The following is a 16,488-nucleotide window of genomic DNA, read 5'->3' on the forward strand; positions in this document are numbered from 1 at the left end:
CCGTCCCATCCCGCAGCTCTCGAGAAAGCAGACCCGCTCATGCCCGACCTGACCGAGACCGGCACCACTACCCCAGTGACGGATGCGACGCCCGCCGACCAGCATCCGCCCCGCGTCGTGCGCGCCGCTCGCGGCACCACACTCACCGCCAAGAGCTGGCAGACCGAGGGCCCGCTGAGGATGCTGATGAACAACCTCGACCCCGAGGTGGCCGAGCACCCGGAGAAGCTCGTCGTCTACGGCGGCACCGGCAAGGCCGCCCGCAATTGGGAGGCCTACGACGCGATCGTGCGCACCCTCACCACGCTCGAGAAGGACGAGACGCTGCTCGTGCAGTCCGGCAAGCCCGTGGGCGTGTTCCGTACCCACGAGTGGGCGCCGCGGGTACTGATCGCCAACTCCAACCTCGTCGGCGACTGGGCCACCTGGCCGGAATTCCGCAAGCTCGAGGCCCTCGGCCTCACCATGTACGGCCAGATGACCGCCGGCTCCTGGATCTACATCGGCACCCAGGGCATCCTGCAGGGCACCTACGAGACCTTCGCCGCCGTGGCCGCGAAGAGGTTCAACGGCACCCTGGCCGGCACCCTCACCCTCACCGGCGGCGCCGGCGGCATGGGCGGCGCCCAGCCCATGGCGGTCACGCTCAACGAGGGTGTCGTGCTCATCGTCGACGTGGACCCGTCGCGCCTTCAGCGCCGGGTGGAACACGGCTACCTCGACGAGATGACCGACGACATCGACGACGCGATCACCCGGGTGCTCGCCGCCAAGGCAGAACGCCGGCCGCTGTCGGTGGGCCTGGTCGGCAACGCCGCAACGGTCTTCGCCGAGCTGCGCGCCCGCGAGGTGCCCATCGACATCGTCACCGACCAGACCAGCGCGCACGACCCGCTCGCCTACCTGCCCGAGGGCGTGACGGTGGCCGAGTGGCACGCCTACGCGGCCGAGAAGCCTGAGGAGTTCACCGAACGGGCCCGCGCCGCGATGGCCAAACACGTGCAGGCCATGGTCGATTTCCAGGATGCCGGCGCCGAGGTCTTCGACTACGGCAACTCCATCCGGGCCGAGGCGCTGCTCGGCGGTTGCGAGCGGGCATTCGACTTCCCCGGCTTCGTGCCCGCCTACATCCGCCCGCTCTTTGCCGAGGGCAAGGGCCCGTTCCGCTGGGCCGCGCTCTCCGGCGACCCGGCGGATATTGCGGCCACCGATAAGGCCATCGTCGACCTGTTCCCCGACGACGAACACCTGCGCCGCTGGATCACCGCCGCCGGCGAGAAGGTGCACTTCGAGGGCCTGCCCGCCCGCATCTGCTGGCTCGGTTACCAGGAGCGCCACCTGGCCGGCCTCAAGTTCAATGAGATGGTCGCCTCCGGGGAACTCAGCGCCCCGATCGTCATCGGCCGCGACCACCTCGACTCCGGCTCGGTGGCCTCGCCCTACCGCGAGACCGAGGGCATGAAAGACGGCTCGGATGCGATCGCCGACTGGCCCCTGCTGAATGCCCTGCTCAACACAGCCTCCGGCGCCACCTGGGTGTCGATCCACCACGGCGGCGGGGTTGGCATCGGCCGCAGCATCCACGCCGGCCAGGTGATCGTGGCCGACGGCACCCCGCTGGCCGCCGAGAAGATCTCCCGAGTGCTCGTGAACGACCCCGGCACCGGCGTGATGCGGCACGTCGACGCCGGCTACGAGCGCGCCGAGGAGGTCGCCCGCGAGCGCGGCCTGCGGGTTCCGATGTGGGAGACGGATGCGGCAGCAACGGATGCGCCCGCTGCTCCGGCCCCTGCCGCGCCCGTTTCTGCCGCGCCGGCGGATGCGCCCGATGCCTGACCTCATCGCCCACGGGGTTCTCGCCGGTCTCGACGAGATCGCCGGCACCGGCCGCGACCTGCGCGCCGGCGGCTACTCGCGGCACCTCTGGCAGAGCGCCGAACTCGAGCTGCGCGCCTGGTTCACCGAACGCGCCGAACGGCTCGGCCTGGCCGTTGACACCGACCGCAACGGCAACATCTGGGCCTGGTGGGGAGCGCAGGGGCCGGACGCCGTGGTGCTGGGCAGTCACCTCGACTCCGTGCCGGGAGGCGGCGCCTACGACGGGCCGCTCGGGGTGGTCTCCGCACTCGAGGCCGTCGCCCGGCTGCAGGCCACCGGCTTCGTGCCCAGCCGGCCGTGCGCGGTGCTGGTCTTCGCCGAGGAGGAGGGCTCGAGGTTCGGAGTCGCCTGCCTGGGCTCGCGGTTGCTCTCGGGCGCCATCGATGCCGACCACGCCCGAAACCTCACCGACCGGGCGGGCGTCACCCTCGCCGAGGCGGCTGCCACCGCCGGTCTCGACCCGGTGCACCTCGGTCGCGACAGCGAGGCACTGGACCGAATCGGCATATTCCTCGAACTGCATGTGGAACAGGGCCGTGGCCTGATCGACTTCGGTGAACCCCTCGCGGTGGCCTCCTCGATCCTCGCGCACGGCCGCTGGCGCATGAGCTTCACCGGCCAGGGCAACCACGCCGGCGCCACCCTGATGGCCGACCGCCGCGACCCGATGGTCGCCGCGGCGCAGGCCATCCTGGCCGTGCAGGAGGCGGCGCTGGCCAGCCCGGGCGCCCGCGCCACCGTCGGCCGCATCGAGGCCGTGCCCGGCGGCACCAACGTGATCCCGTCCGCGGTGACCGCCTGGCTCGACGCCCGCGCCGAGACCGACGACGCGGCCCGCGCCATGGTCGCCGACATCACGGGCCGGCTGCAAGCCCAGCACACGGCCTGCGCCGCCACGGTCGTGGAGGAGTCCTGGACCGGCACCGTCACCTTCGACCCCGAACTTGCCGCCCGGTTGGCCCTGTCCCTCGGCGGCATCCCCGCCCTGTCAACGGGCGCCGGCCACGACGCGGGCGTTCTCGCCGCCCGGGTACCCACCGCCATGCTGTTCGTGCGCAACCCCACCGGCATCTCGCACTCGCCCGAGGAATTCGCCACCCTGGCGGATTGCCTCGCTGGTGTCGAGGCGCTTGACACCCTGCTCCGGGAACTGCTGTGAGCGCCATCGGCGGGGACCCGACCGGCTACTGGTGCGAGACGCTGCTGGCCGACGGAATCCCCAGCGCAGGCGTGCGCCTGACCGTGGGCGCGAACGGCCGCATCATCGACCGGGCCGACGGTGTTGCGGCCGCACCTGGCGACATCCGCCTGGGCACCGTGTTGCCCGGCCTGGCCAATGCCCACTCACATGCCTTCCACCGGGCGCTCCGCGGCCGTACCCACGACCAGGGCGGCGACTTCTGGCGCTGGCGCGACTCGATGTACCAGGTGGCCCAGACTCTCACCCCCGAGCTCTACCTCGAGCTCGCCAGGGCCGTGTTCGCCGAGATGCTGGTCAGCGGCTACACCGCCGTGGGTGAATTCCACTACCTGCACCACCAGCCAGACGGCACCGCATACCTGCAGGCGCATGCGATGGAACTCGCGCTGGCGACGGCGGCGCGCGAGGTCGGCATCCGCCTGGTGCTGCTCGACACCAGCTATCTGGCCGGCGGCCTTGACGTCCCGCTGCTGCCGGAGCAACGCCGCTTCGGCGACGGATCAGCGGCAGGCTGGCTGAACCGCTGGGCCGCGCTCCGGTCGGTGATCGAGACGGATGCGGCGGCCCGGCCGGCCGGCCCCGCGCTCGTCACCCTCGGCGCGGCCCTGCACTCGGTGCGGGCCGTGCCGCAGGACGCCATGCGCGAGATCCTGGCCGGGCTCCCCGCGGACGTGCCGCTGCACATCCACCTCTCGGAGCAGCCCAGGGAGAACGCCGATTGCCTGGCCGCGTATGGCGTGAGCCCCACCGGAGTGCTGGCCGGGCTCGGTGCGCTGAGCCCGCGGCTGAGCGTCGTGCACGCCACCCACCTCAGCTCCGACGATGTGGCGCTGCTCGGCGCCCACGGCGTCACGGTGGTGATGTGCCCGAGCACCGAGGCCGACCTCGGCGACGGCATCGGCCCCGCGCACGCGCTGGCCGCCGCGGGAGCGCCGATCGCCCTCGGCTCCGACCAGAACGCCGTGGTTGACCCGTTCCTCGAGATGCGCGGCCTCGAGATGGGCGAACGGCTCGCCTCCGGCTCCCGGGGCCGATTCGGCCCGGCGCAGCTGCTGCGCGCGGGCGGCACCGACGGGTACGCCTCGCTCGGCCTCGGCCGGCCCGGCCTGGCACCGGGTGACCCGGCCGACCTCGTCGAGCTCGATGCGCGCAGCATCCGCACCGTCGGCGCCGACCCCGGCCAGCTGGTGCTCGCCGCCACGGCCGCCGACGTTCGCCGTGTGATCGTGGCCGGCCGCCTCGTGGCCGACACCGGCCGCCTCGTGGGCACCGCCGCCGCCGCCCTCGCCACCGGGGACCCCCTCAGCACCGCCGGCTCGCCCGCCGCGCTCCTCCGCGACGCGCTGGCCGCCCTCGACGCCGCCGCCGCATCGGCATTCGTTCCCAGTGCCCACTCCGCTCCCCTCGCCCACCCCACCCGGAAGGCCCACTGATGACCGCCGAATTGCTCACCGGGATCGGCGAGCTGACCACCCAGTCCGCCGAGTTCAGCCACGACGACGACAGGCTCACGGATGCCGCGCTCGTGATCGAAAACGGCCGGATCGCCTGGATCGGACCTGCTGTCGAAGCCCCGCCGTCCGATAGCAGAGTGGATGTCGGCGGCCGGGCCGTGCTGCCCGGCTGGGTGGACAGCCACACCCACCTGGTCTTCGCCGGGGACCGTGCCGCGGAGTTCGAGGCGCGGATGGCCGGTCAGCGCTACGCGGCCGGGGGCATCGTCGCGACGATGACGGCCACCCGGTCCGCGAGCGAGGCCGACCTGGTCGCCAACGCGCGACGGCTCCGCCGCGAGGCCGAGGCCCAGGGTACGACGTTCCTGGAGACCAAGACCGGCTATGGCCTCGACCTGCACGGCGAACTCCGCAGCGCGCGGGCGGCCGCCGAGGTGGCCGACCTCGTGAGCTTCCTCGGCGCCCACGTGGTACCGCCGGGCATCGACCGGCGTGACTACCTCGACCTGGTCACCGGTCCGATGCTGGCCGCCGTGGCCCCGCACGTCGACTTCATCGACGCCTTCTGCGAGACCGGGGCATTCGACGTCGACGAGTGCCGCGAGGTACTCCTCGCCGGCCGGGCCGCCGGGCTCGGCCTGCGCCTGCACGGCAACCAGCTCGGCTTCAGCGGCGGGGTGCGCCTGGCCGTCGAGCTCGGCTGCGCGAGCGTGGACCACTGCAACCGCCTGGACGACGCCGACATCGACGCCCTCGCCGGCTCCGGCACCGTGGCCACGCTGTTGCCGGCCTGCGACCTGTCCACCCGTGAACCGTTCCCGCCGGCCCGCCGGTTGCTCGACGCCGGAGCCCACATCGCCCTGGCCAGCAACTGCAACCCGGGCACGTCGTTCACCACGTCGATGCCGCTTTGCGTGGCCACGGCGGTGCTGCAGATGGGCCTCACGGTGCGCGAGGCGGTCTGGGCTGCCACCCGGGGCGCCGCACGGGCGCTCGGTCGCGAGCACGGCCCGGATGCGGTGGGCTCGCTGCGCGTCGGCGGCCGGGCCGACCTGCAGGTGCTTGACGCCCCCACCGTGGCCCATCTCGCCTACCGGCCGGGCGTGCCGCTCTGCGTGGCCACCTGGACCGAGGGCATCCGCGCCCCCGCCCGCCCCCGCCCCCTCGCGAGCCATGATTCAGGCAGCTGAAACACGAGTTTCCGGTGCTTGAGTCACAGTATGCGGGAGGGACCCGGGAGCAGGACGCGGGTCAGGAGGGCTGCTGGGCGGGCCAGCCGTGCCGGGCGAGGGCCTCCCGGGCCAGTTCCCGCGCCGAGTACGGCGTGCGCACCCCGCGGATGTCCCGGTAGTCCTGGTGTCCGGGTCCGGCCCAGAGAATGGCGTCGCCATCCCTGGCCAGGTCCACCGCGTAATCGATGGCGGCCTCTGGCGGCGAAACCTCCACGATCTGCTTGCCGGGGAACGCCTCGCGGGCGGCATCGACGAGCATCCGCCGGATGTTGGCCGGGTCTTCGAAGCGCGGGTGGTGGTCGGTGACCACCACGATGTCGGAGCCGGCCGCCGCGACCCGGGCCATCTCGGGGCGCTTGACCGGGTCCCGGTCGCCGTCGGCGCCGAAGAGCATGATCACCCGACCGGGGGTGACCGCGCGCACGGCCCGCAGGGTCTTCTCGAACGCGTCTGAGCTGTGCCCGAAGTCCACGTACACGCGCGGACCGGTCGGCCCGGACACGCTCTCGGTGCGCCCGGGGATGTACACCCGGATGCCGTCCTGCACGGCGGCCTGCACCTGCGCGGCCGGGTAGCCGGCCTCGACGATCATCGCGATCGCCAGGCCCGCGTCGGCCACCAGGTGGTCGCCGAGCAGTGCCACGGTCGTCTCCACGCTGTCACCGGCACGGTTCTGCACCCGGAACCGGGTCGCCTCCGGCAGGGATTCGAGAATCTCCAGCCGCCAGTCCGGGTCGGTTTCGGCATCCGCCGAGATCGACGACACCGGTATCGTGGGCTGACTGAGCAGCCGGAGGCCCCACGGGGTCTCCATGCTCACCACACCGGTGCGCGAGCGCTCCGGGCGGAACAGGATCTCCTTGGCCTCGAAGTAGTTCTCCATCGTGCCGTAGTCGTCGAGGTGGTCGACCGAGAGGTTGGTGAACCCGGCGCAGTCGAAGACGATGCCGTCCACCCGGCCGTGCGTGAGACCCTGGGCGCTCACCTCGAGCACCACCGCCTGCACGTTCTGCTCCTTCATCCGGGCCAGGAGTGCGTGCACATCGGTGGCCTCCGGCGTCGTGAGCTTGGACACGAAGACCTCACCGGCGATGTGCCGCTCGGCCGTCGTCGACAGGCCCGTGACCAGGCCCATCTGGCCGAGCACCGCCTCGAGCACATGGGCGGTGGTGGTCTTCCCGTTCGTTCCGGTGATGCCGAAGATCACGAGGTCGCTATCGGCGGTGTCGTAGATGAACGCGCTCAGCTCGCCGAGCCGGTCACGCAGGTTGTCGCTGATGACGCAGGGCACCCCGGCGGCCCGCGCCTGCGCCTCACCGGCGGCGTCCGTGAGCACCGCGGCGGCGCCGGCCTGCACGGCCTGCGCGGCGTACTGGGCGCCGTGACCGTTCTTTCCGGGCAGGGCAACAAAGAGGTCCCCCGGCTGCACCGACTGCGTCGACAGCGCGATCCCGGTCACCACCGTCTCGGCATCGGCGGTGCTGCACACCGCACCCGCCCGACCGGCGACATCCTCCAGGCGCACCCGCGGCGGGGCACTGGGTCGTACGACGGGTGGGGTACTTTCGATTGCCAAAACAGCTGCCTCCGGATATCACCCCCCAAGTGAGGGCACAATATAACGGTAGGCGGGCGAGATACAAGGGTGCTGAAATGCATGCCTGAATTGGCATTCTCATATCAAGGTCATATAAACCGGCGGATCCGGCGGGGTCAGCTCAGGATGTCCTTGGTCATGAAACGCCCGTAGGCGAGCGCCCCGAAGACGAGCAGATAGCCGCCCTGCAGCAGGGCGTTCGCGCCGAATGAGGTCACGTCCACCGGTTGGCGCAGCAGGTCGGCGAAGTCCAGCCAGTAGTGGCTGAACAGCCACGGATGCAGCCACTCCAGTTGCGGCAGCGAGTCGAGCACCTGCGCCACGACTGACAGCACGATCGTGGCGGCCATGGCGCCGACGGGCACCACGGTGAGGGTGGAGAAGAAGAGGCCGATCATCGAGAGGCCGAGCAGCGACACCGTGACGTACCCGGCGATGAGCAGGGCGCGCAGGAACGATTCGCCGAGGCTGATCGTGTCGCCGGAGAGCAGGGTGAGCGGGCCGACGGGAAACAGGGCCAGCCCGGAGAGAACGCCGGCGGTGACCACCGTGAGGGTGGCCGCCAGGCAGAACACGGCGGCGCCGACGTACTTGACCACGAGCAGCCACACTCGGCCGGCCGGGGCGACGAGCAGGTAGCGCAGGGTGCCCAGGCTGGCCTCGCCGGCGATGGTGTCGCCAGCCACGACCCCCACGGTGAGCGGCAGGAACAGCGGGATCGACACGATGAGTCCCGTGAAAGCCACGAAGAGCCCGTTCTGGGTGACCTGGTCGAGGAACGGCGGCCCGCGGCCGGGAGTCGGTTCCTGCGAGGAGAGCCGCACGGCCACGGCGATGAGCACGGGGATCGCGGCCAGAGCGAGCAGCAGAGCCCAGGTGCGCCGGCGCCTGAAGAGCACGGTGAGCTCGGAGACGAGCAGGGCCCAGGCTCCGCCGGGCCGAGCCTCGGTAGGCCGAGCGTCAGCGGGACGAGTGTCAGCCGGCGTGGCTTCGGCGGCCGGCAGAACCGGCTCAACGGACGACATCAAAACCCTCCCCGGTGAGCGCCACGAACCGTTCTTCCAGGCTGGCGTCGTCGATCTGGAAGCCGCGCACCCGCACCCCGGCGGCCACGAGTGCGGCCACGAGGGACTCGGCCGGTTGGGGATCCGCGTCCAGGGGCGCGCTCACCCACGGGTCGGCGCCCGGCCGGGCGGGCACCTCGGGCGTCTCCAGGCCGGCCGTGAGACCGGCGGCGGCCAGCACGCGGATCGCGGCGTCGGCATCCGGCGTGCGCACCCGCACCCGGGACTCGCCGGCCCGCAGCTCGTCGAGGGTGCCCTGCACCAGCAGTCGTCCGGCGCTCATGATGGCCGCGTGGGTGCACATGTGCTCCACCTCGGCGAGCAGATGGCTGGAGACGAAGACCGTGGTGCCCTCCCCGGCCAGTGAACGCACCAGGGCGCGCACCTCGCGGGTGCCCTGCGGGTCGAGCCCGTTGGTAGGTTCGTCGAGCACCAGCAGGCGGCGCGGCATCAGGAGGGCGTTGGCGATGCCGAGGCGCTGTTTCATGCCCAGCGAGTAGGCCGACACCTTCTTGCCGGCCGCGTTCGACAATCCGACCCGGTCGAGCGCGCGGTCTACCCGGGCGCGGCGGGTGCAGCCGGGGGCGGCCCGGTCGGCGGTGTCGAGGCGGCGCAGGTTCGCCGCCCCCGATAGGAACGGATAGAACGCCGGCCCCTCCACCAGCGCGCCCACCTGGGGCAGCACCCGGGCGAGCCGGCCCGGCATCGACTCACCGAGCAGGCTGACATCACCGCTGGTCGCGGCGGCCAACCCCAGCATCACCCGGATGCTCGTCGTCTTGCCCGAGCCGTTCGGGCCAAGGAACCCGAAGACCGAGCCCATCGGCACCGCCAAATCGATGGCGTCGACGGCGGTCTGCTGGCCGAATCGTTTGGTGAGAGCCCGGGTCTCGATGGCCAGGTCGCCGGCGGCCCAGCTGGGCAGTGTCACTCCTGGGCGGCGGCGGCCTGCAGCCGCTCCACGGGCACCGAACCGGCGAAGATCCGGCCGTCGTCGGTGATCAGCACGCTCACGAGCGTCGTGGTCAGGGCCCGGCCGCCGTCCACGGCGTCGGTCACCTGGGTGTAGAGCGGTGAGGCGGTGAGGTCGGCCATGGCCTGGGCATCCGCCCCGGCCGGCACGGCCACCACGGCATCCCAGCCGGTGCCGATGACGGTGGCGCCGCTCTTGTCGCCCTCGGGGTGTTCGGCGTCGCCCTTCGCGGGCAGCGCCTGCTCGGACACGTCGGCCCCGGCCGGCGGGCTGAAGGTGAACAGGTCGGCCGACGGGGTGTCGAGGCTGAGCGAGGTGAAGGCCAGGCTGAGCGCCGGTTCGGTGGCGCCCGTGGCTTCGACCTGCACCCGCAGCGGCAGGCCGGTCTCGGCGTCCACGGCGATGGACACGGAGCCGACCAGGGTGGTCTCGGTGTTGGGCGTCAGCACGAGCTCGTAGGCGTCGCGGCCGGCCACCTGGGTGTTCTCGGCCAGGCTCACCTCGGTGCTCGGGGTGACCTCGGCGAGGAATTTGTCGGCCACCTCGGCCGGCGTGTAGCCGGCGCCGGGCGTCGCACCGGCAGCATCCGTGTCGGCGGGCACGGTGGCGTGCGTTGCGGTGTTGTCGGCCGAGTCGTAGACCCAGAGGTCGCTGCCGTTGCGGATCAGGTTGCGCTCCGACATGGTGTCCTGCACCTGCACGCGGCTCTGGTCGGCGCCGGACTGGTACACCCGCACGGTGTGGTCGCCGGTGAGCAGGTCGAGGGCGTCGGAGAGGTCACCGGCGGCGGCATCCCCGCTGCTGGGCACCTCGGGCAGCCCGAGGTCGGAGGTCTGCTCGAGGGTTCCGGAGAACGTGTCGACGGTGCTGCCGGCGGCCAGTTGCAGAACCTCCTGCGGCGTCTTGTCTGGCAGGTCCACGGCCGCGCCCGCCTGCAGCGGAACGGCCAGCACCCCCACGGCGATGACGGCGGGCACCACGGCGGCGGGCATCCACTTCAGCCAGGTACGGGACATGACGAGCAACCTCCAGTGTCGCACTACGTATCACTGACACTACGCTCCGATGCTGGAAATTCCACCGGACTTTTGCCGGGCCGCCCCGGTCGCGTGCGTCAGGCGCAGGATGCGTCGATCTCGCCGGCGATCGCCTGGCCCTCGGTCCACGTCACGGTGACGATTCCGCAGTTGGGAAAGCCCGTGCGCGGCCGCGTCGCCGGCACCAGGGTGTGCAGGATGCTGCCGAGGACGGACCCGTGGGTCACGACGAGCACATCGCCGGTATCCTCCAGTGCCGCCAGCTCGGCGGCGGCCACGACGGTCTCCAGCGCCGCGTCGACGCGGGTGCGCACATCCGCTGCCGAGTCGGCGCGGCCGCTCGGGTCGTTGCGGTGGATGGCGTCGATCACGCTGTCGAATCCGTTCGCGGTGATCGTGGCGAACGTCCCCGGCGCGTAGGTGGCGTCGTGGTCGGCGAAGACCGGGTTCCACAGCGAGGCGTTGGGCTGGCCTTCCCAGCCGCCGAAGTGCCATTCGCGCAGGTCCCGCAACGGGGTGGGCACCAGGTGCGGATGCCCGGCGAGGGCGCCCGCCATGGTGGTGCGAGTGCGGGTGAGGTCGCTCATGAACGCGGCCGCCAACGGCACGTCGCGCATCCGCTCACCGAGGGCGGCGACCTGGCCTTCGCCGCGTTCGGTCAGCGGGGCGTCGCACCAGCCCTGCAGCATCCCGTTGACGTTGAAGAGGGTTTCGGCGTGGCGGACGAAGTGGATCCGGGCGCTCATGCGTCGGGGGCGGTGCGCTGGGGCATGACGGGTGGTGCCTCTCGGTTGGTGCCGTGGCTGTTCGGGTGCATGCTCGACCGGTCGCATGTCCGCCACGACGGTAACACGCGTGCGGTGCCGTTCGAAGCGCCACCCGCGGCCACGCATCCCGCCCGAAGCTGGGAGTGTGGGTCGCCGGGTCCAAAGACACTACGACCGCCCATCGGGCCCGCGCACGCTGGAGGGATGTTCCCTTCCAAGACCGCAGCCAGCCTGAGCGCGCTGATCCTCCTCCTGTCCCTCACCGCCTGCACCGGATCCGGGGCGGACGTCGCCCCGGCCGCCACAGGCGCATCCGCCGGCCTGGGCGCGGAGGCCGACGCGATGCTCGCCGGTTACGACATCACCGCCCCGGCCACCGTGACCGACCTCATCGAGCAGCTGCAGGCCCAGCCGCTCGCGGAGCGTCCGAAGGGGCTGATGGCCTCGGTGCGGGTCGACGAACTCCTCCTCTCCAGCGGTGGCAGCGAACTCAGCCTCCCGCTACCGGATGACCTGTTCCACCTGTCCGTCGCGCCGTATCTGAGCACAACCCACGAGTGCTTCTACCACTCGCTCACCACCTGCGTCGGAGAGCTCGGCAGCGAGGATCTCCACGTCACGATCACCGACGACGCGACCACCGACGTGCTCCTCGACCGCGACATCAGCACCTACGAGAACGGGTTCTTCGACGTCTGGCTTCCCGCCGGGCTCGACATCACGGTGCTCATCGACGACGGCGAGCACACGGTCGAGCTGCCCCTCGGCACCCGCGCCGACGACCCCACCTGCGTCACCTCCGCGCTCCTCACCTGACCTCTCCCCTCCCTCCCGCGAACCGTGAGTTAAGCCCCGAGAATCGGGGCAAAGTCAAGCGGTGGGAGCAACGCGGGTGCTGCGCGGGGCTAGATCAGGCCGTGGCGGCGGAACGCGTTCCAGACGCCGTCCTCGAGCACGCTCGTGGTGACCTCGTCGGCGTGCGCCTTCACCGCATCCGTGGCGTTGCCCATGGCGATACCCACACCGCAGACCTGCAGCATCTCGATGTCGTTGTTGCTGTCGCCCACACCGATGGCGCTTGACGCATCCAGGCCGAGCTTGTCGAGCAGTTGCAGAATCGTCGAGCCCTTGTTCACCCCGCCGAGGGTGACTTCGCCGCTGCCCTTGCCCATGTGCGGGATGGTGCCGGTGATCACGTGGAAGTCGCCGCCGAGCGCCTCGGTGACCCTGTCGAAGGCGAGGAGGTCGCTGGCCAGGAAGACGGATTTCGCGATGCCGGTGTGGCTGAGCGGCCGCACATCGGCGAACGCCTTGAGGGCAGGGTGCTCCCGGGCGTCGGTCACCGACGCCAGGTCGGTACGGGTTTCACCGCGGCGTTCCTGGTCGTCTTGGAGGTAGCTGGCGAAACGTCCCCGCACTCCGGGGCTCGGGTACAGCTCGGCGAACGCCTGCAGGTAGAAGTCGTAGCCGGACTCCTCGTAGAAGCCGACCATCCGCGCCACCGCGGCCTCGGGCATGGTGCGGGAGATCACCAAGTCGTCGCCGATCTCGGCGAACCCGCCGCCGGCGCTGATCGCTCCGTCGAAGCCTATGTCGCGGATCTTCGGGTAGATCTCCACGCTGGCCCGGCCGGTGCAGAGGTACACCAGGTGCCCGTTCGCCCTGGCGGTCTGCACCGCTTCGATGGTGGAGTCTGCGATCACCTCACCCGAGTCGATGAGGGTGCCGTCGACGTCGAGGAAGGCGATGCGGGGGGAAATCATGTGGAGCTCCAAACGAGCCGGCCGCCGGAGGGGAATCGTTCCGGCGGCCGACCAAGGGGTGAAAACGTGTCCTTCGACGCTAGCGCGTGAGGCTGGCGCCGTTAGACGAGATGACCTCGGCGTACCAGTCGAAGGACTTCTTCTTGTAGCGGTCCAGGGTGCCGGTGCCGTCGTCGTTGCGGTCCACATAGATGAAGCCGTAGCGCTTGCTCAGCTGCGCGGTGCTGGCGCTGACGATGTCGATGCAGCCCCACGAGGTGTAACCCATCACGTCGACGCCGTCGGTGATGGCCTCACCGACCTGCACGAGGTGGTCGTTGAGGTAGTCGATGCGGTAGTCGTCGATGACGGTCTTGCGGCCGTCGACCTCTACGAGCTGGTCGCGGGCGCCCAGGCCGTTCTCCACGATGAAGAGCGGCTTCTGCCAGCGGTCCCAGAACTGGTTGAGCACGATGCGCAGGCCAACGGGGTCGATCTGCCAGCCCCATTCGGATGCCTGCAGCGTCGGGTTGGACACGCCGCCCATGATGTTGCCCTCGCCGATGATCCGCTTGGAGTCGTCGGAGGTCTCGGCCACGCTCATGTAGTAGCTGAACGAGACGAAGTCGACGGTGTGTTCCTTCAGCAGCGCACGGTCCTCGTCGGTGATGACCAGCTCCACCCCCTGGTCGCGGAGGCTGCGCAGGTAGTACCCGGGGTACTCGCCGCGCACGTGGATGTCACCGAACGCGAGGTTGGTGCGCTCGGTGGTCAGCGACGCCATGACGTCGTCGGGGTCCGGAGTCAACGGGTACGCGGGCATCGCGAGCACCATGCAGCCGATCTGGGCCTGGGGGGCCAGTTCCCTGGCCGCCTTGGTGGCCAGGGCGCTGGCGACCAGCTCGTTGTGGATGGCCTGGTACAGGTCGGTCTGGGAGAGCTGGTCCTTCGGGGTGTTGATGCCGCCGGACATGAGCGGAGCGTGCAGCACCGAGTTGATCTCGTTGAAGGTGAGCCAGTACTTCACCCGGGTGCCGTACCGGGCGAAGAGCACCCGGGCGTATCGCTCGTAGAAGCCGATGAGGTCGCGGTTGACCCAGCCGTCGTAGGTCTCGGTCAGGTGCAACGGGGTCTCGTAGTGCGAGATGGTGACGAGCGGTTCGATGCCGTGCTTCTCGCACTCGTCGAGCACCCGGTCGTAGAAGGCGAGGCCTTCCTCGTTCGGTTCGGCCTCGTCGCCGAGCGGGAAGATCCGGCTCCAGGCAATGGAGAAGCGGAAGGTCTTGAAGCCCATCTCGGCGAACAGCGCGATGTCCTCGGCGTAGCGGTGGTAGAAGTCGATGGCCACCTGCTTGAGGTTGTCATCCGTCGGGCCCTCGGTGCGCGGCGTGGCGATTCCCTGCGGCATGACGTCCTGGATCGACAGGCCCTTGCCGCCCTCGTTGTAGGCGCCCTCGATCTGGTTGGCCGCCGTGGCGCCGCCCCAGAGGAAGTCAGCGGGGAAAGGTGTGGAACTGGTCATTCGTGTACTCCTTTTATTACTCACTGCATGGGGTGGAGGGGCGCAAGCGGACCGCCCCTCCACCGTTGTGTCCTGCGCGTCGCCTAGGCGAGCGCCAGTTCTTCTTCGGCGATCGCGAGGAAGAGCGCGTCGCCGTGGGCGACCGGGCCCGCCGTCGCGGAGCCGATGGCGGGGTACCGCTTGGTGTTCGTCACGATGATGGGCGTCGTGATGTCGTATCCGGCCGCGGTGATGGCCGCGATGTCGAACTCCACCAGGAGGTCGCCGGCCGCGACCTGCTGGCCCTTCTCGACCTTGACGGTGAAGTGCTTGCCGCCGAGCTTGACCGTGTCGATGCCGATGTGGATGAGCACCTCGGCGCCGTCGGCGTGCTTCAGGCCGATCGCGTGGCCGGTGGGGAAGGCGGCGGCCACGACGGCGTCGAACGGGGCGTACAGGGCGCCGACCCGGGGAACCACGGCGACGCCCTTGCCCAGCGAACCGCCGGCGAAGACGGCGTCGGGAACCGCGGTGAGCGGAACGGCGGTGCCGTCCAAGGGGCTCAGCACCTGGAGGTCGCGGCTTTCCACGGGGGCCGCGATCTCGGCGACCGGGTCCTTGAAACCGACGATGACGGTGAGCAGGAACGGCACGATGATCGCGACGGCCAGGCCGAGGAACAGCATCACGATGCTGCCCTGGCTGAGCAGGGCGGGAATGGCCAGGCCGGACGGCAGCACGAAGGCGTTGGCCGCGATGCCGCCGGCGGAGATCAGGCCACCACCGAGGACACCACCGATGACGCCGAACACGAACGGGCGCTTCAACGGCAGGTTGACGCCGTAGATGGCCGGCTCGGTCACGCCGGCGAGGAAGCCGGACAACGCGGCAGGGGCGGCGAGGGACTTGAGGTTCTTGTCCTTGGTGCGCACCCACACGCCGGTGACGGCGGCGGCCTGGGCCAGGACGGCAGCGAACAGCGGGGCAACGAGATAGATCAGGCCGCCGGTCTGCAGCTCAGCGGTCATCAGCGGCACGAAGCCCCAGTGCAGGCCGAAGATCACGAAGACCTGCCACAGTCCGCCCATGATGGCGCCGCCGAGCCACGGCACGGCAGTGAAGATCCAGCCGATACCGCCGGCGAGCCCGCCGCTGATCAGGTTGGACAGCGGGCCGATGACGAGGAAGGTGAGGGGAACGAGGATCAGTACCAGGAGCATGGGCGTCACGAAGCGGCGTATCGCGGAGGGCAGCTTGGCGTAGAGAACCCGCTCGGCGTGGCTCTGCAGCCAGACGATGACGATGATCGGGATGACGCTCGAGACGTAGCTGACCATGGTGACCGGGATGCCGAAGAAGGTGATGTCGGGCACACCGTTGAGGGCCACGATCGACGGGTAGACGAACGCGCCGGCGATGGCGAGCGAGGTGAACTGCTCCGCCTTGAAGTACTTCGCCGCGGTGATCGCGAGCGCGAGCGGCAGGAAGTTGATGAAGGCATCGGAGAGGGCGTTGAGGATGACGTAGGTGGTGGTCGTGTTGTCGAGCCAGCCGAAGGTGACCGCCGCTGCGAGGAACGCCTTGAGCAGGCCGGTTCCGGCTAGTGCCCACAGCAGCGGGGTGAAGATGGCCGAGATCATCGCGATGAACCGGTTGAGCAGGTTGCCCTTGGGGCCGTCCGTCGTCTTCACGTTCGCGGACGGACCGGCGAGCTTGGAGATCTTGGCGATCTCGGCGAAGACCTCGGGGACTTCATTGCCGATGACGACCTGGTATTGGCCGCCGGCTTCCGCAGTGGCGATGACGCCAGGGCTGGCCTTCACGGCTGCCTTGTCGATCTTGCTCTCGTCCTTCACGACGAACCGCAGCCGGGTGGCGCAGTGCACGAGGGAGGAGACATTCTCCTCGCCGCCCACGCCCTTGAGAACCGCAGCAGCGGTTGTGGAGTAATCCATCGGGTTGATTCACCTTCCGCCGCGACATCGCGGCTTCACTCTGGCAAGAAGCACCCGACCGGATTCTGGGCAAAAAAAAGACCTGAA

Annotated in this window: 13 protein-coding genes; 5 read left to right on the forward strand and 8 right to left on the reverse strand. The window is 70.3% G+C overall.

The window, feature by feature from the left end:
* Positions 1 to 39: 39 nt before the first annotated feature.
* Genes hutU through hutI form a run of 4 tightly spaced genes read left to right on the forward strand, consistent with a single transcriptional unit; the run spans position 40 to position 5,723 of the window.
* Entirely contained in the window at positions 40 to 1,836 is a 1,797-nt protein-coding gene (gene hutU / locus DOE79_RS11105; RefSeq protein WP_120338541.1) for a urocanate hydratase, read from the forward strand.
* Complete coding sequence (locus tag DOE79_RS11110) at positions 1,829 to 3,037, forward strand: allantoate amidohydrolase (protein WP_120340294.1); 1,209 nt, start codon at positions 1,829 to 1,831, stop codon at positions 3,035 to 3,037. The genes hutU and DOE79_RS11110 overlap by 8 nt, the downstream gene beginning before the upstream one ends.
* A complete protein-coding gene (locus DOE79_RS11115; protein WP_281270237.1) occupies positions 3,034 to 4,512 on the forward strand; it encodes a formimidoylglutamate deiminase in 1,479 nt (492 codons plus the stop codon). Before DOE79_RS11110 ends, DOE79_RS11115 begins: the two co-directional genes overlap by 4 nt.
* Positions 4,512 to 5,723 (forward strand): imidazolonepropionase, encoded by a 1,212-nt coding sequence (hutI, locus tag DOE79_RS11120; RefSeq protein ID WP_120338542.1) that lies wholly within the window; start codon positions 4,512 to 4,514, stop codon positions 5,721 to 5,723. The genes DOE79_RS11115 and hutI overlap by 1 nt, the downstream gene beginning before the upstream one ends.
* A gap of 61 nt (positions 5,724 to 5,784) precedes the next feature.
* Here the strand turns inward: hutI and DOE79_RS11125 are convergent, their stop codons facing one another.
* From DOE79_RS11125 to DOE79_RS11145, 5 genes are all read right to left on the reverse strand, one after another.
* Positions 5,785 to 7,341 carry a Mur ligase family protein gene (locus DOE79_RS11125; protein WP_245976899.1) on the reverse strand — a complete coding sequence of 519 codons (1,557 nt, stop codon included), beginning with the start codon at positions 7,339 to 7,341 and terminating at the stop codon, positions 5,785 to 5,787.
* A 137-nt stretch (positions 7,342 to 7,478) separates the two neighbouring features.
* The gene (locus DOE79_RS11130; RefSeq protein WP_120338543.1) at positions 7,479 to 8,387 is read right to left on the reverse strand and encodes an ABC transporter permease; all 909 of its coding nucleotides are present in this window, start codon (positions 8,385 to 8,387) and stop codon (positions 7,479 to 7,481) included.
* The gene (locus tag DOE79_RS11135; RefSeq protein ID WP_245976900.1) at positions 8,374 to 9,357 is read right to left on the reverse strand and encodes an ABC transporter ATP-binding protein; all 984 of its coding nucleotides are present in this window, start codon (positions 9,355 to 9,357) and stop codon (positions 8,374 to 8,376) included. The genes DOE79_RS11130 and DOE79_RS11135 overlap by 14 nt, the downstream gene beginning before the upstream one ends.
* The gene (locus tag DOE79_RS11140) at positions 9,354 to 10,415 is read right to left on the reverse strand and encodes a LolA family protein (protein WP_181445819.1); all 1,062 of its coding nucleotides are present in this window, start codon (positions 10,413 to 10,415) and stop codon (positions 9,354 to 9,356) included. The genes DOE79_RS11135 and DOE79_RS11140 overlap by 4 nt, the downstream gene beginning before the upstream one ends.
* Before the next feature lie 98 nt (positions 10,416 to 10,513).
* Positions 10,514 to 11,182 (reverse strand): histidine phosphatase family protein, encoded by a 669-nt coding sequence (locus DOE79_RS11145; protein WP_162942714.1) that lies wholly within the window; start codon positions 11,180 to 11,182, stop codon positions 10,514 to 10,516.
* A gap of 225 nt (positions 11,183 to 11,407) precedes the next feature.
* Between DOE79_RS11145 and DOE79_RS11150 the strand changes: the two genes are divergently transcribed.
* Positions 11,408 to 12,019: a CueP family metal-binding protein gene (locus DOE79_RS11150; RefSeq protein WP_120338545.1), complete on the forward strand. Its 612-nt coding sequence runs from the start codon at positions 11,408 to 11,410 to the stop codon at positions 12,017 to 12,019.
* A gap of 89 nt (positions 12,020 to 12,108) precedes the next feature.
* Here the strand turns inward: DOE79_RS11150 and DOE79_RS11155 are convergent, their stop codons facing one another.
* The 3 genes from DOE79_RS11155 to DOE79_RS11165 form a co-directional block, all read right to left on the reverse strand.
* Entirely contained in the window at positions 12,109 to 12,966 is an 858-nt protein-coding gene (locus DOE79_RS11155; RefSeq protein WP_162942715.1) for a Cof-type HAD-IIB family hydrolase, read from the reverse strand.
* 79 nt (positions 12,967 to 13,045) lie between these two features.
* Entirely contained in the window at positions 13,046 to 14,467 is a 1,422-nt protein-coding gene (locus DOE79_RS11160; protein WP_120338547.1) for a glycoside hydrolase family 1 protein, read from the reverse strand.
* An 83-nt stretch (positions 14,468 to 14,550) separates the two neighbouring features.
* On the reverse strand, positions 14,551 to 16,401 hold the full coding sequence (locus tag DOE79_RS11165) for a beta-glucoside-specific PTS transporter subunit IIABC (RefSeq protein ID WP_120338548.1): 1,851 nt from the start codon (positions 16,399 to 16,401) through the stop codon (positions 14,551 to 14,553).
* Positions 16,402 to 16,488 lie beyond the last annotated feature (87 nt).

Source organism: Cryobacterium soli (assembly GCF_003611035.1).
Classification (GTDB): domain Bacteria; phylum Actinomycetota; class Actinomycetes; order Actinomycetales; family Microbacteriaceae; genus Cryobacterium; species Cryobacterium soli.

What these genes read in the sequence shown, in the direction of transcription:
- hutU (WP_120338541.1), top strand. Translation starts at nt 40, where the DNA reads ATGCCCGACCTGACCGAGACCGGCACCACTACCCCAGTGACGGATGCG.
- DOE79_RS11110 (WP_120340294.1), top strand. Translation starts at nt 1,829, where the DNA reads ATGCCTGACCTCATCGCCCACGGGGTTCTCGCCGGTCTCGACGAGATC.
- hutI (WP_120338542.1), top strand. Translation starts at nt 4,512, where the DNA reads ATGACCGCCGAATTGCTCACCGGGATCGGCGAGCTGACCACCCAGTCC.
- DOE79_RS11130 (WP_120338543.1), bottom strand. Translation starts at nt 8,387, where the DNA reads ATGTCGTCCGTTGAGCCGGTTCTGCCGGCCGCCGAAGCCACGCCGGCT.
- DOE79_RS11140 (WP_181445819.1), bottom strand. Translation starts at nt 10,415, where the DNA reads ATGTCCCGTACCTGGCTGAAGTGGATGCCCGCCGCCGTGGTGCCCGCC.
- DOE79_RS11145 (WP_162942714.1), bottom strand. Translation starts at nt 11,182, where the DNA reads ATGAGCGCCCGGATCCACTTCGTCCGCCACGCCGAAACCCTCTTCAAC.
- DOE79_RS11150 (WP_120338545.1), top strand. Translation starts at nt 11,408, where the DNA reads ATGTTCCCTTCCAAGACCGCAGCCAGCCTGAGCGCGCTGATCCTCCTC.
- DOE79_RS11155 (WP_162942715.1), bottom strand. Translation starts at nt 12,966, where the DNA reads ATGATTTCCCCCCGCATCGCCTTCCTCGACGTCGACGGCACCCTCATC.
- DOE79_RS11160 (WP_120338547.1), bottom strand. Translation starts at nt 14,467, where the DNA reads ATGACCAGTTCCACACCTTTCCCCGCTGACTTCCTCTGGGGCGGCGCC.
- DOE79_RS11165 (WP_120338548.1), bottom strand. Translation starts at nt 16,401, where the DNA reads ATGGATTACTCCACAACCGCTGCTGCGGTTCTCAAGGGCGTGGGCGGC.